The sequence below is a fragment of the Bacillus zhangzhouensis genome, from assembly GCF_000715205.1.
Classification (GTDB): Bacteria; Bacillota; Bacilli; order Bacillales; family Bacillaceae; genus Bacillus; species Bacillus zhangzhouensis.
The window spans coordinates 20,064-44,917 of the sequence record NZ_JOTP01000017.1 but is presented as its reverse complement, the minus strand read 5'-3'; the positions used below and the strand labels follow the sequence as shown (position 1 = coordinate 44,917).

General features: G+C 42.0%; 31 protein-coding genes and 1 other annotated feature. All 31 genes read left to right on the top strand.

The window, feature by feature from the left end:
• Window positions 1–35: 35 nt before the first annotated feature.
• Window positions 36–461: a 50S ribosomal protein L11 gene (gene rplK / locus BA70_RS13665; RefSeq protein ID WP_003216956.1), complete on the top strand. Its 426-nt coding sequence runs from the start codon at window positions 36–38 to the stop codon at window positions 459–461.
• Between the two features lie 99 nt (window positions 462–560).
• Complete coding sequence (gene rplA, locus BA70_RS13660; protein ID WP_034323243.1) at window positions 561–1,259, top strand: 50S ribosomal protein L1; 699 nt, start codon at window positions 561–563, stop codon at window positions 1,257–1,259.
• Window positions 1,260–1,308: 49 nt separating this feature from the next.
• Window positions 1,309–1,449: a sequence feature (ribosomal protein L10 leader region), on the top strand.
• Window positions 1,450–1,518: 69 nt separating this feature from the next.
• Window positions 1,519–2,019: a 50S ribosomal protein L10 gene (gene rplJ, locus BA70_RS13655; RefSeq protein WP_003217048.1), complete on the top strand. Its 501-nt coding sequence runs from the start codon at window positions 1,519–1,521 to the stop codon at window positions 2,017–2,019.
• 42 nt (window positions 2,020–2,061) lie between these two features.
• Window positions 2,062–2,427, top strand: coding sequence for a 50S ribosomal protein L7/L12 (gene rplL, locus BA70_RS13650; RefSeq protein WP_034323240.1), 366 nt, complete (start codon window positions 2,062–2,064; stop codon window positions 2,425–2,427).
• 96 nt (window positions 2,428–2,523) lie between these two features.
• On the top strand, window positions 2,524–3,129 hold the full coding sequence (locus BA70_RS13645) for a class I SAM-dependent methyltransferase (protein WP_034323237.1): 606 nt from the start codon (window positions 2,524–2,526) through the stop codon (window positions 3,127–3,129).
• A gap of 255 nt (window positions 3,130–3,384) precedes the next feature.
• Window positions 3,385–6,966: a DNA-directed RNA polymerase subunit beta gene (gene rpoB / locus BA70_RS13640; RefSeq protein WP_007496297.1), complete on the top strand. Its 3,582-nt coding sequence runs from the start codon at window positions 3,385–3,387 to the stop codon at window positions 6,964–6,966.
• Between the two features lie 61 nt (window positions 6,967–7,027).
• Entirely contained in the window at window positions 7,028–10,627 is a 3,600-nt protein-coding gene (gene rpoC, locus BA70_RS13635) for a DNA-directed RNA polymerase subunit beta' (RefSeq protein ID WP_034323234.1), read from the top strand.
• Window positions 10,628–10,773: 146 nt separating this feature from the next.
• On the top strand, window positions 10,774–11,022 hold the full coding sequence (locus BA70_RS13630; protein WP_034323232.1) for a 50S ribosomal protein L7ae-like protein: 249 nt from the start codon (window positions 10,774–10,776) through the stop codon (window positions 11,020–11,022).
• A gap of 112 nt (window positions 11,023–11,134) precedes the next feature.
• The gene (rpsL, locus tag BA70_RS13625; protein WP_003216962.1) at window positions 11,135–11,554 is read left to right on the top strand and encodes a 30S ribosomal protein S12; all 420 of its coding nucleotides are present in this window, start codon (window positions 11,135–11,137) and stop codon (window positions 11,552–11,554) included.
• A 121-nt stretch (window positions 11,555–11,675) separates the two neighbouring features.
• Window positions 11,676–12,146 carry a 30S ribosomal protein S7 gene (rpsG, locus tag BA70_RS13620; RefSeq protein ID WP_003216884.1) on the top strand — a complete coding sequence of 157 codons (471 nt, stop codon included), beginning with the start codon at window positions 11,676–11,678 and terminating at the stop codon, window positions 12,144–12,146.
• Between the two features lie 54 nt (window positions 12,147–12,200).
• Window positions 12,201–14,279 carry an elongation factor G gene (fusA, locus tag BA70_RS13615; RefSeq protein WP_034323229.1) on the top strand — a complete coding sequence of 693 codons (2,079 nt, stop codon included), beginning with the start codon at window positions 12,201–12,203 and terminating at the stop codon, window positions 14,277–14,279.
• A gap of 119 nt (window positions 14,280–14,398) precedes the next feature.
• Window positions 14,399–15,589 carry an elongation factor Tu gene (tuf, locus tag BA70_RS13610; protein WP_034323226.1) on the top strand — a complete coding sequence of 397 codons (1,191 nt, stop codon included), beginning with the start codon at window positions 14,399–14,401 and terminating at the stop codon, window positions 15,587–15,589.
• A 110-nt stretch (window positions 15,590–15,699) separates the two neighbouring features.
• Window positions 15,700–16,659, top strand: a complete 960-nt coding sequence (locus tag BA70_RS13605; protein WP_034323224.1) for an alpha/beta fold hydrolase — start codon at window positions 15,700–15,702, stop codon at window positions 16,657–16,659.
• A 218-nt stretch (window positions 16,660–16,877) separates the two neighbouring features.
• Window positions 16,878–17,186, top strand: coding sequence for a 30S ribosomal protein S10 (gene rpsJ / locus BA70_RS13600; RefSeq protein WP_003156464.1), 309 nt, complete (start codon window positions 16,878–16,880; stop codon window positions 17,184–17,186).
• A 37-nt stretch (window positions 17,187–17,223) separates the two neighbouring features.
• Entirely contained in the window at window positions 17,224–17,853 is a 630-nt protein-coding gene (gene rplC / locus BA70_RS13595; RefSeq protein WP_034323221.1) for a 50S ribosomal protein L3, read from the top strand.
• A 27-nt stretch (window positions 17,854–17,880) separates the two neighbouring features.
• Window positions 17,881–18,504 (top strand): 50S ribosomal protein L4, encoded by a 624-nt coding sequence (rplD, locus tag BA70_RS13590; RefSeq protein ID WP_034323219.1) that lies wholly within the window; start codon window positions 17,881–17,883, stop codon window positions 18,502–18,504.
• The gene (rplW, locus tag BA70_RS13585; RefSeq protein WP_003217016.1) at window positions 18,504–18,791 is read left to right on the top strand and encodes a 50S ribosomal protein L23; all 288 of its coding nucleotides are present in this window, start codon (window positions 18,504–18,506) and stop codon (window positions 18,789–18,791) included. Before rplD ends, rplW begins: the two co-directional genes overlap by 1 nt.
• A 28-nt stretch (window positions 18,792–18,819) precedes the next feature.
• On the top strand, window positions 18,820–19,653 hold the full coding sequence (rplB, locus tag BA70_RS13580; RefSeq protein ID WP_034323217.1) for a 50S ribosomal protein L2: 834 nt from the start codon (window positions 18,820–18,822) through the stop codon (window positions 19,651–19,653).
• A 57-nt stretch (window positions 19,654–19,710) separates the two neighbouring features.
• Window positions 19,711–19,989 carry a 30S ribosomal protein S19 gene (rpsS, locus tag BA70_RS13575; RefSeq protein ID WP_034323215.1) on the top strand — a complete coding sequence of 93 codons (279 nt, stop codon included), beginning with the start codon at window positions 19,711–19,713 and terminating at the stop codon, window positions 19,987–19,989.
• 17 nt (window positions 19,990–20,006) lie between these two features.
• Window positions 20,007–20,348: a 50S ribosomal protein L22 gene (gene rplV / locus BA70_RS13570; RefSeq protein WP_007496316.1), complete on the top strand. Its 342-nt coding sequence runs from the start codon at window positions 20,007–20,009 to the stop codon at window positions 20,346–20,348.
• Between the two features lie 3 nt (window positions 20,349–20,351).
• Window positions 20,352–21,008 carry a 30S ribosomal protein S3 gene (gene rpsC, locus BA70_RS13565; protein ID WP_003217241.1) on the top strand — a complete coding sequence of 219 codons (657 nt, stop codon included), beginning with the start codon at window positions 20,352–20,354 and terminating at the stop codon, window positions 21,006–21,008.
• Window position 21,009: 1 nt separating this feature from the next.
• Complete coding sequence (gene rplP / locus BA70_RS13560) at window positions 21,010–21,444, top strand: 50S ribosomal protein L16 (RefSeq protein WP_003225801.1); 435 nt, start codon at window positions 21,010–21,012, stop codon at window positions 21,442–21,444.
• Window positions 21,434–21,634: a 50S ribosomal protein L29 gene (gene rpmC, locus BA70_RS13555; protein ID WP_003217155.1), complete on the top strand. Its 201-nt coding sequence runs from the start codon at window positions 21,434–21,436 to the stop codon at window positions 21,632–21,634. The genes rplP and rpmC overlap by 11 nt, the downstream gene beginning before the upstream one ends.
• A 25-nt stretch (window positions 21,635–21,659) precedes the next feature.
• Window positions 21,660–21,923, top strand: coding sequence for a 30S ribosomal protein S17 (gene rpsQ / locus BA70_RS13550; RefSeq protein WP_012008705.1), 264 nt, complete (start codon window positions 21,660–21,662; stop codon window positions 21,921–21,923).
• Window positions 21,924–21,962: 39 nt separating this feature from the next.
• Window positions 21,963–22,331, top strand: a complete 369-nt coding sequence (rplN, locus tag BA70_RS13545; RefSeq protein ID WP_003216882.1) for a 50S ribosomal protein L14 — start codon at window positions 21,963–21,965, stop codon at window positions 22,329–22,331.
• Between the two features lie 35 nt (window positions 22,332–22,366).
• Window positions 22,367–22,678 (top strand): 50S ribosomal protein L24, encoded by a 312-nt coding sequence (gene rplX, locus BA70_RS13540; RefSeq protein ID WP_034323211.1) that lies wholly within the window; start codon window positions 22,367–22,369, stop codon window positions 22,676–22,678.
• Window positions 22,679–22,703: 25 nt separating this feature from the next.
• Window positions 22,704–23,243 (top strand): 50S ribosomal protein L5, encoded by a 540-nt coding sequence (rplE, locus tag BA70_RS13535; RefSeq protein ID WP_034323208.1) that lies wholly within the window; start codon window positions 22,704–22,706, stop codon window positions 23,241–23,243.
• A gap of 22 nt (window positions 23,244–23,265) precedes the next feature.
• A complete protein-coding gene (rpsN, locus tag BA70_RS13530) occupies window positions 23,266–23,451 on the top strand; it encodes a 30S ribosomal protein S14 (protein ID WP_008356542.1) in 186 nt (61 codons plus the stop codon).
• A 31-nt stretch (window positions 23,452–23,482) separates the two neighbouring features.
• Complete coding sequence (gene rpsH, locus BA70_RS13525) at window positions 23,483–23,881, top strand: 30S ribosomal protein S8 (RefSeq protein ID WP_003217040.1); 399 nt, start codon at window positions 23,483–23,485, stop codon at window positions 23,879–23,881.
• Between the two features lie 31 nt (window positions 23,882–23,912).
• Complete coding sequence (rplF, locus tag BA70_RS13520) at window positions 23,913–24,449, top strand: 50S ribosomal protein L6 (protein WP_034323206.1); 537 nt, start codon at window positions 23,913–23,915, stop codon at window positions 24,447–24,449.
• Window positions 24,450–24,481: 32 nt separating this feature from the next.
• A complete protein-coding gene (rplR, locus tag BA70_RS13515) occupies window positions 24,482–24,844 on the top strand; it encodes a 50S ribosomal protein L18 (RefSeq protein ID WP_034323204.1) in 363 nt (120 codons plus the stop codon).
• The last annotated feature ends 10 nt before the right edge of the window (window positions 24,845–24,854 follow it).

The window sequence follows — 24,854 nt, the reverse complement described above, 5'->3', positions numbered from 1 at the left end:
ATTACCACATCACGGACTTTAAGGAGGTGTGTCTCGTGGCTAAAAAAGTAGTAAAAGTTGTTAAATTGCAAATTCCTGCTGGAAAAGCTAACCCAGCTCCACCAGTTGGACCTGCACTAGGTCAAGCCGGTGTTAATATCATGGGATTCTGTAAGGAGTTTAACGCTCGTACAGCTGACCAAGCTGGTCTTATCATTCCTGTTGAAATTTCGGTTTTTGAAGACCGTTCATTTACATTTATTACTAAAACTCCACCTGCTGCAGTATTACTTAAAAAAGCAGCTGGTATTGAGTCTGGTTCTGGTGAACCTAACCGTAATAAAGTGGCAACTGTTAAGCGTGATAAAGTACGCGAAATCGCGGAAACAAAAATGCCTGACTTAAACGCTGCTAGCGTTGAATCAGCTATGCGCATGGTTGAAGGTACTGCACGCAGTATGGGTATTGTCATCGAAGATTAATTTTTTGTCTTGTTGGGTTGCGAGTTTGGTTTTGACAAGTTCGCAACCCTTATTCGTGGGAGGTTATTCCGCTAAAACCACATAAGGAGGATTTTTATAATGGCTAAAAAAGGTAAAAAGTATGTAGAAGCTGCGAAGCTAATCGAACGTACTAAAGCGTATGATGTAGCTGAAGCTGTTTCTCTTACAAAAAAAGCAAATACAGCGAAATTTGATGCGACTGTAGAAGTTGCTTTTCGTTTGGGCGTAGACCCTCGTAAAAACGATCAACAAATCCGCGGTGCAGTTGTACTTCCTAACGGAACTGGTAAAACTCAACGCGTTCTTGTGTTCGCTAAAGGCGAAAAAGCAAAAGAAGCAGAAGCTGCTGGAGCAGACTACGTTGGAGATTCTGATTACATCACAAAAATCCAACAAGGTTGGTTCGATTTCGATGTAATCGTTGCGACACCTGACATGATGGGTGAAGTTGGTAAGATCGGTCGTGTACTTGGACCAAAAGGTCTTATGCCAAACCCTAAAACAGGAACTGTTACATTCGAAGTAGAAAAAGCAATCAATGAAATCAAAGCTGGTAAAGTAGAATACCGCGTTGATAAAGCTGGTAACATCCACGCGCCAATCGGAAAGGTTTCTTTCGAGGACGAAAAGCTTGTTGAGAACTTTGCAACAATCTATGAGACAATCCTTAAAGCAAAACCTGCAGCGGCTAAAGGTGTATACGTGAAAAACGTTTCTGTTACATCTACTATGGGCCCTGGCGTGAAAGTGGATCCATCTTCTTTCTCTGCAAAATAATTCTTGACTTATCACAATCGTTTTGATAATATCAAAATGTTGTAAAATAGAATAATGTCCATTTATACCGTAGACAGCAGGGGCCTTATGGCTTAATTAACCCGCCGAGGTGTATATGTCACAGTCTTACGTTAACGTATGCTTGTATATACAGCCTCCATGTCTTAATGGAGGCTTTTTATATGGAGAACCGTTCGCTAGGAACGTGATGGCCTGATCGGTATAAGTGTTACACAAAGAATGTACAGGAGGTGTAACCATGAGCAATGCAATCGATACTAAAAAAGTAGTCGTTGATGAAATTACTTCTAAATTTAAAGACAGTATGTCTACTGTAATTGTAGATTACCGTGGTCTTTCAGTTTCTGAAGTGACTGAACTTCGTAAGCAACTTCGTGATGCTGGCGTAGAATTCAAAGTTTACAAAAACACTTTGACTCGCCGTGCAGTTGAACAAGTTGAACTAACTGGTTTAAACGATTTCTTAACAGGTCCAAACGCTATCGCATTCAGTAACGAAGATGTTATCGCACCTGCGAAAATCATCAACGAATTTGCGAAAAGCCACGAAGCTTTAGAAATCAAAGCTGGTGTCATCGAAGGAAACGTAGCGACTGTAGAAGAAGTGAAGGCTCTTGCGGAACTTCCGTCTCGCGAAGGCTTACTATCTATGTTGCTTAGCGTTCTTCAAGCTCCAGTTCGTAACCTTGCTCTTGCTACTAAAGCAGTTGCAGATCAAAAAGAAGAACAAGGCGCTTAATGCGTACTTTACGTAAAATAACTTTAAATGGAGGAATTACAAATGGCTTTAAATATCGAAGAAATCATTGCTTCAGTTAAAGAAGCAACTGTACTTGAGTTAAACGACTTAGTAAAAGCAATCGAAGAAGAATTTGGCGTAACTGCTGCTGCTCCTGTAGCTGTAGCTGCTGCTGGTGGTGCTGCTGCTGAAGAAAAAACTGATTTTGATCTAGTACTTTCTGGTGCTGGAGACCAAAAAATCAAAGTTATCAAAGTGGTTCGTGAAATCACTGGTCTTGGCTTGAAAGAAGCTAAAGAACTTGTTGACAACACTCCAAAACCACTTAAAGAAGGTATTGCTAAAGAAGAAGCTGAAGAACTTAAAGCTAAGCTTGAAGAAGTTGGCGCTTCTGTAGAAGTTAAGTAATCTTCGCCTAATCTTTTGGGAAAGCTCGCTTTTACTGGCGGGCTTTTTCTTTTCTAATCTCCTGAAACGATTGAACCCAGAGGAGGTCCATTCATCGTGAGTGACCACTATTATACGGAAAAGCCATCAGTGAAAAGCAATAAACAGACATGGGACTTCACCTTGAGAAACCGTACCTTTACTTTTACAAGTGACAGTGGAGTGTTTTCTAAGAAAGAAGTCGACTACGGTTCAAGGCTATTAATTGAAGCTTTTGAAGAACCTGAATTGGATGGCGATGTCTTAGATGTCGGTTGCGGTTATGGACCGATCGGCTTATCGTTAGCAAACGAAATGACTAGCCGCACCATTCATATGATTGATGTGAACGAAAGAGCAGTCGAACTTTCAAAGGAAAACGCTAAGCATAATCGCATCGATAATGTCCGCATCTATCAAAGTGATTTATTCTCGAATGTTCATTCATCAGCTGCTTTTGCCTCTATACTGACCAATCCCCCAATACGGGCAGGGAAGAAAGTTGTACATGCGATCTTTGAAAAAAGTGCTGATCATTTATTGCCAGAAGGTGAGTTGTGGGTGGTTATTCAGAAAAAGCAAGGTGGACCATCTGCGATTGAAAAATTAGAGCAGCTCTTTGGAGAAGTCGCGGTCGTTATGAAAAAAAGGGGCTACTATATTATCAAAGCTAAAAAAGTTTGACGCAGTTTCCTAGCTGTGTTAACATTATAAAATGCCAATGTGTATATTTTGCTTGATAGGCTTAAAAAACAACTATTTTGTATAAATTATGCATACTTGGGAAAACTAATAAAATCGGTATTTGTTTTTGGATGTGGTTTTCTTATTTTAGAAACCCTTTTTTCTTTTGTCTTGTAAAAGTATTTCTTTACTGACATTTGAAAGACAGAAATACTTTTTACACATATAATACGCATGATTTGAGGGGTGAATCAGTTGACAGGTCAACTAGTTCAGTATGGACGACACCGCCAGCGCAGAAGCTACGCACGCATAAGCGAAGTGTTAGAATTACCAAATCTCATTGAAATTCAAACCTCTTCTTATCAGTGGTTTCTTGATGAGGGTCTTAGAGAGATGTTTCAAGATATATCCCCAATTGAGGATTTTACTGGTAACCTTTCTCTTGAATTCATTGATTACAGCCTAGGGGATCCTAAGTATCCTGTAGCAGAATCAAAAGAACGTGATGTAACTTACTCTGCTCCACTAAGAGTGAAAGTTCGTTTAATTAACAAAGAAACTGGAGAAGTAAAAGACCAAGATGTGTTCATGGGTGATTTCCCAATCATGACAGACACAGGTACTTTTATCATTAATGGTGCGGAACGTGTAATCGTTTCTCAATTAGTGCGTTCTCCGAGTGTATATTTCAGTGGTAAAGTAGACAAAAACGGTAAAAAAGGTTTTACTGCGACTGTCATTCCAAACCGTGGCGCATGGTTAGAATACGAAACTGATGCGAAGGATGTAGTTTATGTACGCATCGATCGCACACGTAAGTTGCCGGTTACGGTTCTTTTGCGTGCTCTCGGCTTCAGCTCTGATCAAGAGATTCTTGACCTCATTGGCGAGAATGAATACTTACGCAACACGCTGGAAAAAGACAATACAGAGAATGCGGATAAAGCACTTCTCGAAATCTACGAGCGCCTCCGTCCTGGAGAGCCGCCAACTGTTGAAAATGCGAAAAGCTTGCTAGACTCTCGCTTCTTTGATCCGAAGAGATATGACCTAGCAAATGTTGGACGCTACAAGATTAATAAGAAGCTTCATATTAAAAATAGACTGTTCAATCAAAAGTTGGCTGAAACACTAGTTGATCCTGAAACAGGTGAAATTCTAGCAGAAAAAGGTCAAATTTTAGACAGAAGAGTTCTTGATAAAGTTCTTCCATACTTAGAAAACGGCATCGGATTTAGAAAACTTTATCCGAACGGTGGCGTAGTAGAAGATGAAGTAGAACTTCAATCTATTAAGATTTATGCACCAACTGATCAAGAAGGCGAGCAAGTGATCAACGTGATTGGTAATGCATATGTAGAGGAAGCTGTGAAAAATATCACTCCTTCTGACATCATTGCATCGATCAGTTATTTCTTCAACCTGCTTCATGGTGTAGGTGACACAGATGATATCGATCACCTTGGTAACCGTCGTCTACGTTCTGTAGGTGAACTTCTGCAAAACCAATTCCGCATTGGTTTAAGCAGAATGGAGCGTGTTGTTCGTGAAAGAATGTCGATTCAAGACACAAACACGATCACACCTCAGCAGCTGATTAACATTCGTCCTGTGATCGCTTCTATCAAAGAGTTCTTTGGTAGCTCTCAGCTTTCTCAGTTCATGGATCAAACAAACCCGCTTGCTGAATTGACGCACAAACGCCGTCTGTCGGCGCTTGGACCGGGTGGTTTGACACGTGAGCGTGCAGGAATGGAAGTTCGTGACGTTCACTACTCTCACTATGGCCGTATGTGTCCAATTGAAACACCAGAGGGTCCAAACATCGGTTTGATCAACTCTCTATCTTCATTTGCAAAAGTGAATCGCTTCGGATTTATTGAAACACCTTACCGCCGGGTTGACCCTGAAACAGGTAAAGTGACACCGAGAATCGATTACTTAACTGCTGATGAAGAGGATAACTACGTTGTAGCACAAGCGAACGCTATATTAGGTGAAGATGGTTCGTTTATCGATGATAATATCATTGCTCGTTTCAGAGGGGAAAACACAGTTGTTCCTCGAAACCGCGTTGACTACATGGACGTTTCGCCAAAGCAAGTTGTTTCTGCGGCGACAGCATGTATCCCATTCTTAGAAAACGATGACTCTAACCGTGCTCTAATGGGAGCGAACATGCAACGTCAGGCTGTGCCTTTGATGCAGCCGGAATCACCGATTGTTGGTACAGGTATGGAGTATGTATCAGGGAAAGACTCTGGTGCTGCTGTTATCTGCCGCTATCCAGGTGTTGTAGAACGTGTTGAAGCGAAAAACATTTGGGTTCGTCGCTATGAAGACGTTGACGGACAACAAGTCAAAGGAAACCTAGACAAATACAGCTTGCTGAAATTTGTCCGCTCTAACCAAGGGACTTGCTACAACCAGCGTCCAATCGTAAGTGTTGGAGATGAAGTCGTTAAAGGAGAAATCCTTGCAGACGGTCCTTCTATGGAAAAAGGTGAATTGGCTCTAGGACGTAACGTAATGGTTGGCTTCATGACATGGGACGGTTACAACTACGAGGATGCGATCATTATGAGTGAGCGCCTTGTAAAAGATGACGTCTATACTTCTATCCATATTGAAGAATATGAATCAGAAGCTCGTGATACAAAGCTTGGACCAGAAGAAATCACACGTGATATTCCAAACGTTGGGGAAGATGCTTTACGCAACCTTGACGAACGTGGAATCATCCGTATTGGTGCAGAAGTAAAAGACGGAGACCTTCTTGTAGGGAAAGTAACGCCTAAAGGTGTAACAGAACTGACAGCTGAAGAACGTCTATTACATGCAATCTTCGGTGAAAAGGCTCGTGAAGTTCGTGATACGTCTCTACGTGTTCCACACGGCGGCGGCGGAATTATCCACGATGTAAAAGTCTTTAACCGTGAAGATGGAGATGAATTACCACCAGGTGTGAACCAGTTAGTCCGCGTATACATCGTTCAGAAGCGTAAAATTTCTGAAGGTGACAAAATGGCCGGACGACATGGGAACAAAGGGGTTATCTCTAAAATCCTTCCAGAAGAAGATATGCCGTATCTTCCAGATGGAACGCCGATTGATATCATGTTAAACCCTCTAGGGGTACCATCTCGTATGAACATCGGTCAGGTGCTTGAGCTTCATATGGGTATGGCTGCACGTTACCTTGGCATCCACATTGCGTCACCGGTATTTGATGGTGCTCGTGAGGAAGATGTTTGGGAAACGCTTGAAGAAGCAGGTATGTCCCGTGATGCGAAAACAGTCCTTTATGATGGTCGAACTGGTGAACCTTTCGACAACCGTGTATCTGTTGGAATCATGTATATGATCAAACTGGCTCACATGGTTGACGATAAACTTCACGCACGTTCAACTGGACCATACTCACTTGTTACGCAGCAGCCACTTGGCGGTAAAGCACAGTTTGGTGGTCAGCGTTTCGGAGAGATGGAAGTATGGGCACTTGAAGCTTACGGTGCTGCATACACACTTCAAGAGATCTTAACTGTTAAATCGGATGACGTTGTGGGTCGTGTGAAAACATACGAAGCCATCGTCAAAGGGGATAACGTACCTGAACCAGGTGTCCCTGAATCATTCAAAGTGTTAATCAAAGAACTTCAAAGTTTAGGTATGGATGTCAAAATCCTATCTGGTGATGAAGAAGAGATAGAAATGAGAGATTTAGAAGACGATGAGGAAACGAAGAAAGCAGACGGATTAGCGTTATCTAATGACGAAGATGCTGCAGACCTCGCACCTGTCGATCTTGAACGTGACGCAGTCACAAAAGAATAGCAGAAACGATTAGAGCAAGTGACTAGGGTATAACCCGAAGATTAAAAGGGAGGTAGGCCCCTTGCTAGATGTGAACAATTTTGAGTATATGAACATCGGTCTCGCATCACCTGATAAAATCCGTTCTTGGTCTTTTGGTGAAGTGAAAAAGCCTGAAACGATTAACTATCGTACACTGAAACCTGAAAAAGATGGTCTCTTTTGTGAACGTATCTTCGGACCACAAAAAGACTGGGAATGTCATTGTGGAAAGTATAAACGCGTTCGTTATAAGGGTGTTGTATGTGACCGTTGTGGTGTAGAAGTAACACGGGCAAAAGTCCGTCGTGAGAGAATGGGGCATATCGAACTGGCTGCCCCAGTTTCCCACATTTGGTATTTCAAAGGTATCCCAAGCCGTATGGGTCTTGTTCTTGATATGTCACCACGTGCGTTAGAAGAAGTGATCTACTTCGCTTCTTACGTCGTGACAGATCCGGGCAACACACCGCTTGAGAAGAAACAACTTCTTTCTGAGAAAGAATTCCGTGCTTATTTAGATAAATACGGGAATACGTTCCAAGCAGCTATGGGTGCTGAAGCAATCAACAAACTTCTTCAAGATATCGATCTTGTAAAAGAAGTGGATACACTAAAAGAAGAGCTGAAAACTGCCCAAGGACAGCGTCGTACTCGTGCGATCAAACGCCTTGAAGTGTTAGAAGCCTTCCGTAACTCAGGAAACAAACCGTCTTGGATGATTCTTGATGTACTTCCGGTAATTCCACCAGAATTACGTCCAATGGTTCAGCTTGATGGTGGACGTTTTGCTACTTCTGACTTGAACGACCTTTATCGTCGTGTCATCAACCGTAACAATCGTCTGAAACGTTTATTAGATCTTGGCGCGCCAAGCATCATCGTTCAGAACGAGAAGCGTATGCTTCAGGAAGCTGTTGATGCCTTGATTGATAATGGACGTAGAGGTCGACCAGTAACAGGACCTGGAAATAGACCGTTGAAATCTCTTTCTCACATGCTGAAAGGGAAACAAGGACGTTTCCGTCAAAACTTGCTTGGTAAACGTGTTGACTATTCTGGACGTTCCGTTATCGTCGTAGGCCCACATTTGAAAATGTATCAGTGTGGACTACCGAAAGAAATGGCTCTTGAATTATTCAAACCATTTGTGATGAAGGAGCTTGTTGAAAAAGGATTAGCTCACAACATTAAGAGTGCGAAGCGTAAAATTGAGCGTGTGCAGCCGGAAGTATGGGATGTTTTAGAATCAGTTATTCGTGAGCACCCAGTCTTACTAAACCGCGCACCAACTCTTCACAGACTTGGTATTCAAGCGTTTGAACCTACACTTGTGGAAGGGCGTGCGATTCGTCTGCATCCACTTGTATGTACAGCCTACAACGCTGACTTTGACGGTGACCAAATGGCGGTTCACGTACCATTATCTGCTGAAGCTCAAGCTGAAGCTCGTATCTTAATGCTTGCTGCTCAAAACATTTTGAACCCGAAAGATGGAAAACCAGTTGTTACGCCATCTCAGGATATGGTGCTTGGTAACTACTACCTAACACTCGAGCGTAAAGGTGCTATCGGAGAAGGTATGGTCTTCAAAGATACGAATGAAGCCCTTTTAGCTTATCAAAATGGTTATGTGCATCTTCATACACGTGTAGCTGTTGCAGCTAGCTCGTTGAAGAATGTGACATTCACTGATGAACAGCGTTCTAAATTGTTGATCACAACAGTTGGAAAACTGATCTTTAACGAAATCTTACCGGAATCATTCCCATACATGAATGAACCGACTAAGAGTAATATTGAAGAAAAAACACCTGATCGTTTCTTCCTTGAAAAAGGTGAGGATGTCAAAGCTGCGATCGAGAAACAAGAAATCAATGCGCCGTTCAAAAAAGGTATTTTAGGAAAAATCATTGCGGAAATCTTTAAGAGATTCCACATCACTGAGACTTCTAAAATGCTTGACCGCATGAAAAATCTTGGGTTCAAATATTCTACTAAAGCCGGTATTACCGTTGGTGTATCTGATATCGTCGTATTAGATGATAAGCAGAAAATCCTTGAAGAAGCACAAGCAAAAGTAGATAACGTCCTTAAGCAATTCAGACGTGGTTTGATTACAGAAGAAGAGCGTTATGAGAGAGTAATTTCAATCTGGAGTTCTTCTAAAGATGTCATCCAAGGTAAACTGATGAAGTCCCTTGATGAAGTCAACCCGATCTACATGATGAGTGACTCTGGAGCGCGTGGTAACGCATCTAACTTCACTCAGCTGGCTGGTATGCGTGGTCTGATGGCCAACCCGGCTGGACGTATCATTGAACTTCCGATTAAATCTAGTTTCCGTGAAGGTTTAACCGTATTAGAATACTTTATTTCCACTCACGGAGCGCGTAAAGGTCTTGCCGATACAGCCCTTAAAACAGCTGACTCAGGTTACCTCACGCGTCGTCTCGTTGACGTTGCACAGGATGTCATCATCCGTGAAACAGATTGCGGTACAGACCGTGGAATCTTGGCGAAGTCCATTAAAGAAGGAAATGAAATTATTGAGAAACTTGAAGAACGTCTTATCGGACGTTTTGCAAGAAAACCAATTGTTCATCCTGAAACGGGCGAAGTCATGGTCGACGAAAACGAGCTAATTGATGAAGATAAAGCACTTGAAGTAGTCGAAGCAGGTATTGAGGAAGTATGGATCCGTTCTGCATTTACATGTAACACGCCTCATGGTGTATGTAAACGATGCTACGGCCGTAACCTTGCAACTGGTACTGACGTTGAAGTTGGTGAAGCAGTTGGAATCATCGCTGCACAATCGATTGGTGAGCCAGGAACACAGCTTACAATGCGTACGTTCCACACCGGTGGGGTAGCAGGAGACGATATCACACAAGGTTTACCTCGTATCCAAGAGCTATTTGAAGCACGTAATCCGAAAGGGCAAGCGACCATCTCTGAAATTGATGGTGTCGTTGCTGAAATCAACGATGTTCGTGACAAGCAGCAGGAAATTGTGGTTCAAGGCGAAGTTGAAACTCGTTCTTACACAGCTCCTTATAATGCACGCCTGAAAGTTGTTGAAGGTGACAAAGTCACTCGTGGTCAAGTGCTGACAGAAGGTTCTATTGATCCGAAAGAGCTTCTAAAAGTGACTGACATGACAGCTGTTCAAGAATATCTGCTTCATGAAGTACAAAAAGTATACCGTATGCAAGGGGTAGAAATCGGAGATAAGCACGTAGAGGTAATGGTTCGCCAAATGCTTCGTAAAGTGCGTGTCGCTGATGCAGGGGATACAGATGTATTGCCAGGCACACTTCTTGATGTACATCAATTCACTGAAGCGAACAAAAAAGTACTATTCGAAGGCAAGCGTCCTGCAACAGGCCGTCCAGTTCTTCTTGGTATTACAAAAGCATCACTTGAAACAGACTCATTCTTGTCTGCTGCATCCTTCCAAGAAACGACTCGTGTCCTAACAGATGCGGCGATTAAAGGAAAACGTGATGAGCTTCTTGGCTTGAAAGAGAATGTGATCATTGGTAAACTTGTTCCTGCTGGAACGGGAATGCCAAACTACCGTAAAGTTAAGCCGATTTCACAAGTGCAACCGACTGACGATATGGTTCCTGTAGAGTAATCTTTCTCATAAGATTTCCATAAAAATCATCAAAAAATGGTGAAGGATGTCAAGATAATCTGTCATACGATATTGACATCCTTCTGCCATGATGATAATATAACCAAGGTGCTCAAAATAAAACCTGTTACTTTGGAGGATATTCGATGTCTTATGATAAAGTATCACAGGCTCAGTCCATTATTATTGGTACGAAGCAAACAGTAAAAGCTCTGAAACGAGATTCAGTAAAGGAAATCGTCGTAGCGAAAGATGCTGATCCTACTTTAACAGCTAGTGTAATGAAACTAGCGCAAGAGAAGGGTGTAGACATTTTAGTGGTAGATTCCATGAAAAAGCTCGGCAAGGCCTGCGGAATTGAAGTTGGGGCAGCAGCTGTTGCCATTATGTTATAACGTACTTGTTTGTTTTTGCATGCTTTAATTGCAAAAGCATTGTTTTTTGCCTTTTGATGAACCACCTGGGTATGTGGGTTATAAAAAAAGTAATGAAGGGAGGAATAACAACATGCCTACAATTAATCAGCTAATACGCAAAGGACGCGTGAGTAAAGTTGAAAACTCAAAGTCTCCTGCACTTAACAAAGGATACAACAGTTTCAAAAAAGAGCACACTAACGTAACATCTCCACAGAAGCGCGGGGTTTGTACTCGTGTCGGTACAATGACACCGAAAAAACCAAACTCAGCACTACGTAAATATGCTCGTGTACGTTTGTCTAACCTGATTGAAGTAACAGCTTACATTCCTGGTATCGGTCATAACCTACAAGAGCACAGTGTAGTACTTATCCGTGGCGGACGTGTAAAAGACTTACCGGGTGTACGTTACCACATCGTTCGTGGTGCGCTTGATACTGCCGGAGTTGACGGTCGTATGCAAGGACGTTCTAAATACGGAACAAAACGCCCTAAACAAAGCAAATAATATAAACAAACATAAGGGTTTTTAGAAGTTGATATCAGATCAGTGGAGTCAGGTATCTGACAATGAAATTGAGATGAGAGACAGATAGAAATCCTTTTAAAAGAGAAGGGAGGCTATTCAGATGCCACGTAAAGGTCCTGTTGCAAAAAGAGACGTTTTGCCAGATCCAATTTACAATTCTAAACTTGTATCTCGTTTGATTAACAAAATGATGATCGACGGTAAAAGAGGAAAGTCACAAACAATTCTCTACAAGTCATTTGATATCATCAAAGAACGTACTGGTAATGAAGCGATGGAGGTTTTCGAACAAGCCTTGAAAAACATCATGCCAGTTCTTGAAGTTAAAGCACGTCGTGTAGGTGGAGCTAACTACCAAGTACCTGTAGAAGTTCGCCCAGACCGTCGTACGACTTTAGGTCTTCGCTGGTTAGTTAACTACGCTCGTCTTCGTGGAGAAAAAACGATGGAAGAGCGTCTTGCTAACGAAATCCTTGACGCAGCTAACAACACTGGTGCTGCTGTGAAGAAACGTGAAGATACACACAAAATGGCAGAAGCGAACAAAGCATTCGCTCACTACCGCTGGTAGGATTTATACCAAACTAAAAAAACTATTTCCTAATAAGGAAGGAGAAATTACCCAATGGCAAGAGAGTTCTCCTTAGACAAAACTCGTAATATTGGTATCATGGCTCACATCGATGCCGGTAAAACGACAACGACTGAGCGTATCTTGTACTACACTGGTCGTATCCATAAAATTGGTGAAACTCACGAAGGAGCTTCACAAATGGACTGGATGGAGCAGGAGCAAGAACGTGGTATTACAATCACTTCTGCTGCTACTACAGCACAATGGAAAGGTTACCGTGTAAACATCATCGATACACCAGGACACGTAGACTTCACTGTTGAAGTTGAACGTTCTTTACGTGTACTTGATGGTGCGGTTGCTGTTCTTGATGCACAATCAGGTGTAGAGCCACAAACTGAAACAGTTTGGCGCCAAGCAACAACTTACGGGGTACCTCGTATCGTATTCGTTAACAAAATGGATAAAACAGGTGCGGACTTCCTTTACTCTGTAGGCACATTAAGAGATCGTCTTCAAGCAAACGCTCATGCAATCCAATTGCCGATCGGTGCTGAAGACCAATTCGAAGGAATCATCGACCTTGTAGAAAACGTAGCATACTTCTACGAAGATGACCTTGGAACTCGCTCTGATGCACAAGAAATCCCTGCTGAGTATAAAGACAAAGCTGAAGAGCTTCGCAGCAGCTTAATTGAAGCTGTGGCTGAGCTTGATGAAGAGCTTATGGAAAAATACCTTGAGGGTGAAGAAATTACAATTCCTGAATTGAAAGCTGCAATCCGTAAAGGAACATTGAATGTTGAATTCTATCCAGTTCTTGTTGGATCTGCTTTCAAAAACAAAGGTGTTCAGCTTGTACTTGACGCTGTGCTTGATTACCTTCCTGCACCAACTGATGTTGCTGCAATCAAAGGTACCTTGCCAGATACAAATGAAGAGGTTGTACGTGAGTCTACTGATGACGCACCATTCGCAGCCCTTGCATTTAAAGTAATGACTGACCCTTATGTTGGGAAACTAACTTTCTTCCGCGTATACTCTGGAACACTTGATTCTGGTTCTTACGTGAAGAACTCTTCTAAGAACAAGCGTGAACGTGTTGGACGTATCCTTCAAATGCACGCAAACAGCCGTGAAGAAATCTCTACTGTTTACGCAGGGGATATCGCTGCAGCTGTAGGTCTTAAAGATACATCAACTGGTGACACTCTTTGTGACGAGAAAAGTCTTGTTATCCTTGAGTCTATGGATTTCCCAGAGCCAGTTATCGATGTAGCAATCGAGCCTAAGTCTAAGGCTGACCAAGATAAAATGGGTATCGCTTTAGCTAAACTAGCTGAAGAGGATCCAACATTCCGTACACAAACAAACACTGAAACTGGTCAAACGATCATCTCTGGTATGGGTGAGCTTCACCTTGATATCATTGTTGACCGTATGAAGCGTGAGTTCAAGGTTGAAGCTAACGTAGGAGCTCCTCAAGTTGCGTACCGTGAAACATTCCGTTCTAGTGCAAAAGTTGAAGGTAAATTCGTACGTCAGTCTGGTGGACGTGGTCAGTTCGGACACGTTTGGATCGAATTCGAACCAAACGAAGAAGGCGCAGGCTTCGAATTCCAAAATGCAATCGTCGGTGGGGTTGTTCCTCGTGAATACATTCCAGCTATTCAAGCAGGTCTTGAAGATTCACTTGAAAATGGTGTATTAGCTGGATTCCCATTAATCGACATCAAAGCTAAATTATTTGATGGATCATACCACGATGTTGACTCTAACGAAATGGCGTTTAAAATTGCTGCATCTATGGCATTGAAAAATGCTGTCAGCAAATGTAACCCAGTTCTACTTGAGCCAATGATGAAAGTAGAAGTCGTTATCCCAGAAGAATACATGGGAGACATCATGGGTGATATCACATCTCGTCGTGGACGTGTAGAAGGTATGGAAGCTCGCGGTAACGCTCAAGTTGTTCGCGCTATGGTTCCACTTTCTGAAATGTTCGGATATGCAACTTCACTCCGTTCTAACACACAAGGACGCGGTACTTTCACTATGCACATGGATCACTACGAAGAAGTGCCTAAGAGCATTAGTGAAGAAATCATCAAAAAAAATAAAGGTGAATAATTGATTTTGCCTTTAAACTAAAGTATAACTACTATTGAAGATCAGAAAGTGAGAGGTAACTCTTCACTTTCTATCACTCTATACCAAATACAATGAACCTTTTAAGGAGGATTTTTAGAATGGCTAAAGAAAAATTCGACCGTTCCAAATCGCATGCTAACATTGGTACAATTGGACACGTTGACCATGGTAAAACAACTCTAACTGCTGCTATCTCAACAGTTCTTCATAAGAAATCTGGTAAAGGTACAGCTATGGCTTATGACCAAATCGATGGTGCTCCAGAAGAGCGCGAGCGTGGGATCACAATCTCAACTGCACACGTTGAGTATGAAACTGAATCTCGTCACTATGCACACGTAGACTGCCCAGGACACGCTGACTACGTTAAAAACATGATCACTGGTGCTGCTCAAATGGACGGCGCGATCTTAGTAGTATCTGCTGCTGATGGTCCAATGCCACAAACACGTGAGCACATCCTACTTTCTCGTAACGTAGGTGTACCATACATCGTAGTATTCCTTAACAAATGTGACATGGTTGACGATGAAGAGTTACTTGAACTTGTTGAAATGGAAGTTCGTGACCTTCTTTCTGACTATGACTTCCCTGGTGATGATGTACCAGTTATCAAAGGTTCTGCTCTTAAAGCTCTTGAAGGAGATGCTGATTACGAAGCAAAAATCTTTGAACTTATGGATGCGGTTGATGAGTACATCCCAACTCCAGAGCGTGACACTGAGAAGCCATTCATGATGCCAGTTGAGGACGTATTCTCAATCACTGGTCGTGGAACAGTTGCTACTGGTCGTGTTGAGCGTGGACAAGTTAAAGTCGGTGACGAAGTTGAAATCATCGGTCTTCAAGAAGAAAACGGTAAAACAACTGTTACAGGTGTTGAAATGTTCCGTAAACTTCTTGACTATGCTGAAGCTGGTGACAACATCGGTGCACTACTTCGTGGTGTATCTCGTGAAGATATCCAACGTGGTCAAGTACTTGCTAAACCAGGTACAATCACTCCACATAGCCGTTTCAAAGCTGAAGTTTATGTACTTTCTAAAGAAGAGGGTGGACGTCATACTCCATTCTTCGCTAACTACCGTCCGCAGTTCTACTTCCGTACAACTGACGTAACTGGTATCGTACATCTTCCAGAAGGTACTGAAATGGTAATGCCTGGCGATAACACTGAGATGGAAGTTGAACTTATCTCTACTATCGCTATCGAAGAAGGAACTCGTTTCTCTATCCGTGAGGGTGGACGTACTGTAGGTTCTGGCGTCGTTTCAAATATCATTAAGTAATAAAACTTATAAAAGAGACTCCTTGCAAAAGGGTCTCTTTTTTTGCTTTTCCAGATCAGAACGGCTACTATAAGCTATAGAATCTAAATGGAACCGAGAGGAACACTGGAATGGCGAAGACATATTTGAAAAAATGGTTGATCGGCGGAGTTGACCAATGGATTATGATGAAAGAAGATCACCCAAAAGAAACGAAACCCGTACTGTTATTTTTACACGGTGGGCCTGGCTCAGCTCAAATCAGTTATATCGATTCCTTTCATGAGGAACTTGACCAAGATTTTACAGTCGTCCACTGGGATCAACGCGGTGCAGGGCTTTCTTATTATAAAGATATTCCTGCTGCATCAATGACCATTCAGCAGTTTATTGAGGATACAGTTGAACTGACAGAAAAGCTCCTTTCATATCTAGGTCATTCAAAACTGTACATCGCTGGATACTCATGGGGATCCTTAATTGCGATACAAGCAGTACATCAGCGTCCGGATTTATATCATGCATATTATGGAATTAGTCAGGTAGTAGATGTATTGAAAGAAGATATCGTGTCGTACGAGCTTCTTTTGAAGAAATACCATCACAATCGTCTGTTCTCAAGCTGTCTGCGATTACTGACACCTCCCCCGTGGAAACGAACCTCTGCTCATGCTTTATTCTCTCTATATAAGGAGTTCGTAAATGCAGGTCTCACGTACAGATGGAAGCCGCTTTTTCAAATGCTGCGCGGGATTCTTCATAGTAAGCATTATCAGCTAATAGATAAATGGAGATTTCTTAAGGGGCAGAAGTTTAGCCAGGACATGCTGTGGAGTGAGCTGATGAATGAGAGCATTCAATACCGAGTTTCTACTATATTAATACCGTGCTACTTTATTATTGGTGAACATGACATGATTACACCAGCTGCTGTATCAAAACCATATGTTGATCAATTAACAGCACCAATAAAGGAATGGTTCACCTTTAAAGAATCTGCACATTCCCCGCATATTGAAGAGCCAGCTGAATTTATTCGTATCGTAAGAAAGACTGCTATACATCATCTTCAGGGAAAGCTTGATTTATAGGTTGAACCCCTGTATAATATGAAAAGTGTGCAAATCATAAATTTATCCGATTTATTATTGCAACACGCAGACCAATTTGGTACAATAGTGCATGTTGGTCTTTGACTGCGATGAAGTGAGAGGTTGCTGACACACCCGGCCGCTTTGCCATGGCAAGGTGATCAGGTTTTTCTCACGGAGAACTGTCTAACGTAAGTAGGCGAAAAGGAGGGAAAATAATGGCAAAACAAAAAATTCGTATTCGTTTAAAAGCATATGATCATAGAATTCTTGATCAATCTGCTGAGAAGATTGTTGAAACGGCTAAGCGTTCTGGTGCTAGTGTATCTGGTCCAATCCCGCTTCCAACTGAAAAATCAGTTTACACAATCCTTCGTGCGGTGCATAAGTACAAAGATTCTCGTGAGCAATTCGAGATGCGTACTCACAAACGTCTAATCGACATCGTGAATCCAACTCCGCAAACAGTTGATGCACTTATGCGTTTAGATTTACCATCTGGTGTAGATATCGAAATCAAACTTTAATTCAAATAGAAAACACATATTATAGGAGGTGTGACGAATGACCAAAGGAATCTTAGGTAGAAAAATTGGTATGACGCAAGTATTCGCAGAAAACGGTGATCTTATCCCTGTAACTGTTGTTGAGGCTGCTGCTAACGTTGTTCTTCAAAAGAAGACTGCTGACACGGATGGCTATGAAGCAATCCAAATCGGTTTTGACGACAAACGTGAAAAGCTTTCTAACAAACCAGAGAAAGGCCACGTTGCTAAAGCGGAAACTGCTCCTAAGCGCTTCGTAAAAGAATTACGCGGTGTGGAGTTAGATGCGTATGAAGTTGGTCAGGAAGTCAAGGTTGATATTTTCGCAAATGGAGATATCGTAGATGTAACAGGAACATCAAAAGGTAAAGGATTCCAAGGGGCTATCAAGCGCCACGGACAATCACGCGGACCAATGACTCACGGTTCACGTTATCACCGTCGTCCTGGTTCAATGGGACCTGTTGATCCAAACCGCGTATTCAAAGGTAAACTTCTTCCAGGACGTATGGGCGGAGAGCAAATCACTGTCCAAAACCTTGAGATCGTTAAAGTTGATGCAGAACGCAATCTTCTATTGATCAAAGGAAACGTACCAGGAGCTAAAAAATCTCTAGTAACTGTAAAGAGTGCAGTTAAAACTAAATAACTCTCTTAGGAAAGGAGGAAACAAGTCATGCCAAAAGTAGCATTATTTAACCAAAACGGTTCTACTAACGGTGAAATCGAATTAAACGCTTCTGTGTTTGGAATCGAGCCAAACGAAAGCGTAGTATTCGATGCTATTCTTATGCAAAGAGCTTCCTTACGTCAAGGAACTCACAAAGTAAAAACTCGTTCTGAAGTACGTGGCGGAGGTCGTAAACCTTGGAGACAGAAGGGTACAGGTCGTGCTCGTCAAGGTTCTATCCGTTCACCACAATGGCGCGGAGGCGGTATCGTATTCGGTCCATCACCACGCAGTTATTCTTATAAATTACCTAAAAAAGTTCGCCGCTTGGCTATCAAGTCAGTATTGTCTTCTAAAGTAATCGACAACAACATCATCGTTCTTGAAGATCTAACTCTTGATGCAGTGAAAACGAAAGAATTCGCAGGCATCCTTAAAGGATTATCTGTTGAGAAGAAAGCGTTGATCGTCACTGCGGATGCAAACGAAACAGTAGCTTTATCTGCTCGTAACATCCCTGGAGTAACAGTTGTTGAAGCTAAAGGTATCAACGTTCTTGACGTTGTCAACCACGACAAACTTCTGATCACTAAAGCAGCGGTTGAAAAAGTAGAGGAGGGACTTGCATAATGAAAGATCCTCGTGATGTTCTAAAGCGCCCTATCATTACTGAACGTTCTGCTGATCTAATGACAGAGAAGAAGTACACGTTCGAAGTTGATGTCAGAGCTAACAAAACAGAAGTGAAAGACGCTGTTGAAGAAATCTTTGGAGTGAAAGTTGAGAAAGTCAACGTTCAAAACTACAAAGGAAAATCTAAACGCGTTGGACGCTACACTGGTATGACTAGCCGTCGCAGAAAAGCGATCGTGAAATTAACTGCTGACAGCAAAGAAATCGAAATTTTTGAAGCGTAAATCTTAAAAAGAAGGAGGGAAATTCAAAATGGCGATTAAAAAGTATAAACCAACCAGTAATGGTCGTCGTGGCATGACTACTTCAGATTTTGCTGAAATCACGACTGACAAACCAGAAAAATCGTTGCTTGCACCGCTACACAAAAAAGGCGGACGTAACAACCAAGGTAGATTGACTGTTCGTCATCAAGGTGGCGGTCATAAACGTCAATACCGTATCATCGACTTTAAGCGTGATAAAGACGGTATACCTGGACGCGTTGCTACAATCGAGTATGATCCAAACCGTTCAGCGAACATCGCTCTTATAAACTATGCAGATGGTGAGAAACGTTACATTCTTGCTCCAAAAGGAATTCAAGTTGGTATTGAAGTTACTTCTGGACCAGAAGCTGACATCAAACCAGGTAATGCTCTTCCACTTATCAACATCCCAGTTGGTACAGTTGTGCATAACATTGAATTAAAACCAGGTAAAGGTGGACAATTAGTTCGTTCTGCTGGTACTTCTGCTCAAGTTCTTGGTAAAGAAGGTAAATACGTTCTTGTACGTTTGAACTCAGGAGAAGTTCGCATGATTCTTTCTGCTTGCCGTGCGACTATCGGTCAAGTAGGAAACGAGCAACACGAATTAATTAACATCGGTAAAGCTGGACGTTCTCGCTGGAAAGGCGTACGCCCAACAGTTCGTGGTTCTGTAATGAACCCTAACGATCACCCACACGGTGGTGGTGAAGGACGCGCTCCAATCGGACGTAAATCACCAATGTCTCCATGGGGTAAACCGACTCTTGGATTCAAGACTCGTAAGAAAACCAACAAGTCTGATAAATTCATTGTACGTCGTCGTAAAAACAAGTAACGGGGTTGTCTACGGTTCATTTAGGACCGTAGTTCAATCACGAAGGGAGGTTCCACAATGGCTCGCAGCTTAAAAAAAGGACCATTTGTTGATGATCATTTGATTGCTAAAGTCGAGAAATTGAATGAAACTGACAAAAAGCAAGTCGTAAAAACTTGGTCTCGTCGTTCTACAATTTTCCCACAATTCATCGGTCACACAATCGCTGTCTATGACGGACGCAAACATGTACCTGTTTTCATTTCTGAAGATATGGTAGGTCACAAATTGGGCGAATTCGCACCAAGCCGTACTTACAAAGGTCATGCTAGTGACGATAAAAAAACAAGACGCTAATGAGAGGAGGCTTTTAAATGCAAGCTAAAGCTGTCGCAAGAACAGTCCGTATTGCTCCTCGTAAAGCACGTCTAGTAATGGACCTGATCCGAGGTAAGCAAGTAGGAGAAGCAGTTTCTATCTTAAACCTTACACCTAAGGCTGCTTCACCAATTATTGAAAAAGTATTAAAATCTGCTATCGCAAACGCTGAGCACAACTACGAGTTGGACGCTAACAGCCTAGTGATTACTCAAGCATTCGTTGACGAAGGTCCAACACTTAAGAGATTCCGTCCACGTGCTATGGGTCGTGCGAGCGCAATTAACAAACGTACTAGCCACATTACAATCGTTGTATCAGAAAAGAAGGAGGGATAATCCGTGGGTCAAAAGGTAAATCCAGTAGGTCTTCGTATTGGCGTCATTCGTGATTGGGAATCTAAATGGTTCGCAGGTAAAGATTACGCTGACTTCTTACATGAAGACTTGAAAATCCGTGAATTCATCAGCAAGCGTTTGTCTGACGCGTCTGTTTCTAAAGTAGAAATCGAACGTGCTGCAAACCGCGTAAATATCACAATCCACACGGCTAAACCAGGTATGGTAATTGGTAAAGGCGGATCTGAAGTTGAAGCACTTCGTAAAGCTCTTAACAGCCTAACTGGCAAACGTGTACACATCAACATTCTTGAAATCAAGAGAGCAGATCTTGATGCTCAGCTAGTTGCTGAAAACATCGCTCGTCAACTTGAAAATCGTATTTCATTCCGTCGTGCACAAAAACAAACAATCCAACGCACAATGCGTGCTGGAGCACAAGGAATCAAAACAATGGTTTCTGGTCGTCTTGGCGGTGCAGATATTGCTCGTTCTGAATATTACAGTGAAGGTACTGTTCCGTTGCACACACTTCGTGCTGACATCGACTATGCTACTGCTGAAGCTGACACTACTTATGGTAAGCTTGGCGTAAAAGTATGGATCTATCGTGGAGAAGTCCTTCCAACTAAGAAGAATACTGCGGAAGGAGGAAAATAATATGTTATTGCCAAAACGCGTGAAGTATCGCAGAGAACATCGTGGAAAAATGCGTGGTCGTGCAAAAGGTGGCACTGAAGTACATTTCGGTGAGTTCGGTATCCAAGCTCTAGAAGCTTCATGGATCACTAACCGTCAAATCGAAGCTGCTCGTATTGCTATGACTCGTTACATGAAACGTGGCGGTAAAGTTTGGATTAAAATTTTCCCTTCTAAGCCATACACAGCAAAACCTCTAGAAGTCCGCATGGGTTCCGGTAAAGGTGCTCCAGAAGGATGGGTAGCTGTAGTAAAACCGGGCAAAGTTTTATTTGAAATTTCTGGTGTGTCTGAAGAAGTTGCTCGTGAAGCTCTTCGTCTTGCATCTCACAAATTGCCAATTAAAACGAAGTTCGTAAAACGTGAAGAAATTGGTGGTGAATCAAATGAAAGCTAATGAAATTCGTGACCTTACCACTGCTGAAATTGAACAAAAAGTAAAGTCTCTTAAAGAAGAACTTTTCAATCTTCGTTTCCAATTAGCGACTGGGCAGCTTGAAAACACTGCTCGCATTCGTGAAGTGCGTAAATCAATCGCACGCATGAAAACTGTGATTCGTCAAAGAGAAATCGCTGCTAATAAATAATAATTAGAGGGGAGGCCCCGCAAACATGAGCGAACGTAACCAACGTAAAGTGTATCAAGGTCGTGTTGTTTCTGACAAAATGGATAAAACCATCACTGTTGTTGTTGAAACATACAAAAAGCATTCACTTTATGGCAAACGTGTAAGATACTCTAAAAAGTTAAAAGCACATGATGAAAACAACCAAGCAAAAATCGGAGACATCGTAAAGGTCATGGAAACTCGTCCTTTATCTGCGACTAAACGCTTTCGTCTAGTTGAAGTTGTCGAAGAAGCTGTTATTATCTAATAAAGTTCGGATTTCTTTTTCCGAAGGGAGGTAACATTAATGATTCAACAGGAGACTCGTTTAAAAGTAGCTGACAACTCTGGCGCACGTGAAGTACTAACGATTAAAGTTCTTGGTGGCTCTGGACGTAAGACGGCTAACATCGGTGATGTGATTGTTTGTACGGTTAAACAAGCAACACCAGGAGGCGTTGTCAAAAAAGGTGAAGTTGTGAAAGCAGTTATCGTTCGTACAAAGAGCGGAGCTCGCAGAAACGATGGATCTTACATCAGTTTTGATGAAAATGCATGTGTCATCATCCGTGACGACAAGAGCCCGCGTGGAACTCGTATCTTCGGACCAGTAGCACGTGAGCTTCGTGAAAATAACTATATGAAAATTGTTTCTCTAGCACCAGAAGTACTTTAATGAATACAATCCCCGACTCAAGGAGGTGCGATTAAATGCATGTTAAAAAGGGCGATAAAGTAGTGGTTATCTCTGGTAAAGATAAAGGTAAACAAGGAGTCATCCTTGCTGCTTTCCCTAAGAGTGACCGTGTTTTAGTAGAAGGTATTAACCTTGTGAAAAAACACTCTAAACCAACCCAAGCTAACCCTCAAGGCGGAATTTCTGAACAGGAAGCGTCGATTCACGTATCAAACGTAATGCCGCTTGATCCTAAAACGGGTGAAGTGACACGTGTTGGATATAAAGTTGAGGACGGAAAGAAAGTCCGTGTAGCGAAAAAATCTGGGCAAGTTCTAGATAAATAGTAAATAAGGAAGGGAGGTCTTTCTCATGAACCGCCTTAAAGAAAAGTATGTAAAAGAAATTACACCTGCATTAGTTTCTAAGTTTGAATACAATTCAGTAATGCAAGTGCCAAAAATCGAAAAAATCGTGATCAACATGGGTGTTGGTGACGCAGTTCAAAACGCTAAAGCAATCGATACTGCTGTTGAAGAATTAACGTTTATCGCTGGTCAAAAACCTGTCGTTACTCGTGCGAAGAAGTCTATTGCTGGATTCCGTCTACGTGAAGGAATGCCAATCGGTGCGAAAGTAACACTTCGCGGAGAGCGCATGTATGATTTCCTTGATAAACTTATTTCTGTATCTTTACCACGTGTACGTGACTTCCGTGGGATTTCTAAGAAATCTTTCGACGGACGTGGAAACTACACACTTGGTATTAAAGAACAGTTAATCTTCCCAGAAATTGATTACGATAAAGTATCAAAGGTCCGCGGTATGGATATCGTTATCGTTACTACTGCCAATACGGACGAAGAAGCACGTGAGTTATTAACTCAAGTAGGTATGCCGTTCCAGAAATAATCAATGAAAGGGAGGCGAAATCGTGGCTAAAAAGTCTATGATTGCGAAGCAACAACGCAAACAAAAGTTTAAAGTTCAAGAGTATACGCGCTGCGAACGTTGTGGACGTCCACATTCAGTTATTCGTAAGTTTAAACTTTGCCGTATTTGTTTCCGCGAACTTGCATATAAAGGACAAATTCCTGGCGTTAAAAAAGCCAGCTGGTAATCCCCATAAATGGGAAGGAGGTTATTAAATAATGGTTATGACAGATCCGATTGCAGATTTGCTGACTCGTATTCGCAATGCGAACATGGTACGTCATGAGAAGCTAGAAGTACCGGCTTCAAAAATCAAAAGAGAAATTGCTGAAATCTTAAAGCGTGAAGGTTTTATCCGTGACGTTGAATACGTTGAAGACAGCAAACAAGGAATTATCCGTATGTTCCTTAAATACGGTCAAAACAACGAGCGTGTTATCACTGGTCTTAAAAGAATCAGTAAACCTGGTTTACGCGTATATGCGAAATCAAATGAAGTGCCACGTGTACTTAACGGACTTGGAATCGCAATTATTTCTACATCACAAGGTGTTTTATCGGACAAAGAAGCCCGTGCTAAACAAGCTGGTGGAGAAGTACTTGCTTACGTATGGTAAAAAAAGCTTAAGATGAATGGAGGTGCTTGGTATGTCTCGCATAGGTAAAAAACTAATTGAGATCCCTTCAGCTGTTACTGTGACAAACAACGATAACACAGTGACAGTAAAGGGACCAAAAGGTGAACTAACTCGTACGTTTCACCCTGATATGGAAATTAAAATTGAGGACAACGTCTTAACTGTAAGCCGTCCGTCTGAAAATAAAGAACACCGTGCATTACATGGTACAACACGTAGCTTGCTTGCAAACATGGTTGAAGGTGTATCTAAAGGTTTCGAAAGAGGTTTAGAACTTATCGGTGTCGGTTACCGTGCAGCTAAATCTGGAAACAAACTTGTTCTTAACGTTGGATACTCTCATCCAGTTGAAATCGTTCCTGAGGCTGGAGTTGAAGTCGAAGTTCCATCTCAAACGAAAGTAATCGTTAAAGGTATCGATAAAGAGCGTGTAGGAGCTCTTGCTTCTAACATCCGCGCTGTCCGTTCTCCAGAGCCTTACAAAGGTAAAGGAATTCGTTACGAAGGTGAATTCGTTCGCCGTAAAGAAGGAAAAACTGGTAAGTAAGATCGCTTAATGTGAAGAAAGGAGTGACTCGGATGATTACGAAAACTAGCAAAAACGCTACTCGTCTTAAAAGACACGCTCGTGTTCGTGCGAAACTTTCAGGTACTGCTGAAAGACCTCGCCTTAACGTTTTCCGTTCTAACAAGAATATCTACGCTCAAGTAATTGATGATGTTAACGGTGTAACACTTGTAAGTGCTTCTACTCTTGATAAAGAGTTAAAGATCGAGAATAGTTCTGACACTGCAGCTGCTACTAAAGTTGGCGAAGTTGTTGCAAAACGCGCTGTTGAAAAAGGAATCTCTAACGTGGTATTTGACCGCGGAGGATACCTATATCATGGACGTGTAAAAGCTCTAGCTGAAGCTGCTCGTGAGGCTGGACTTAAATTTTAATAAAAGAAGG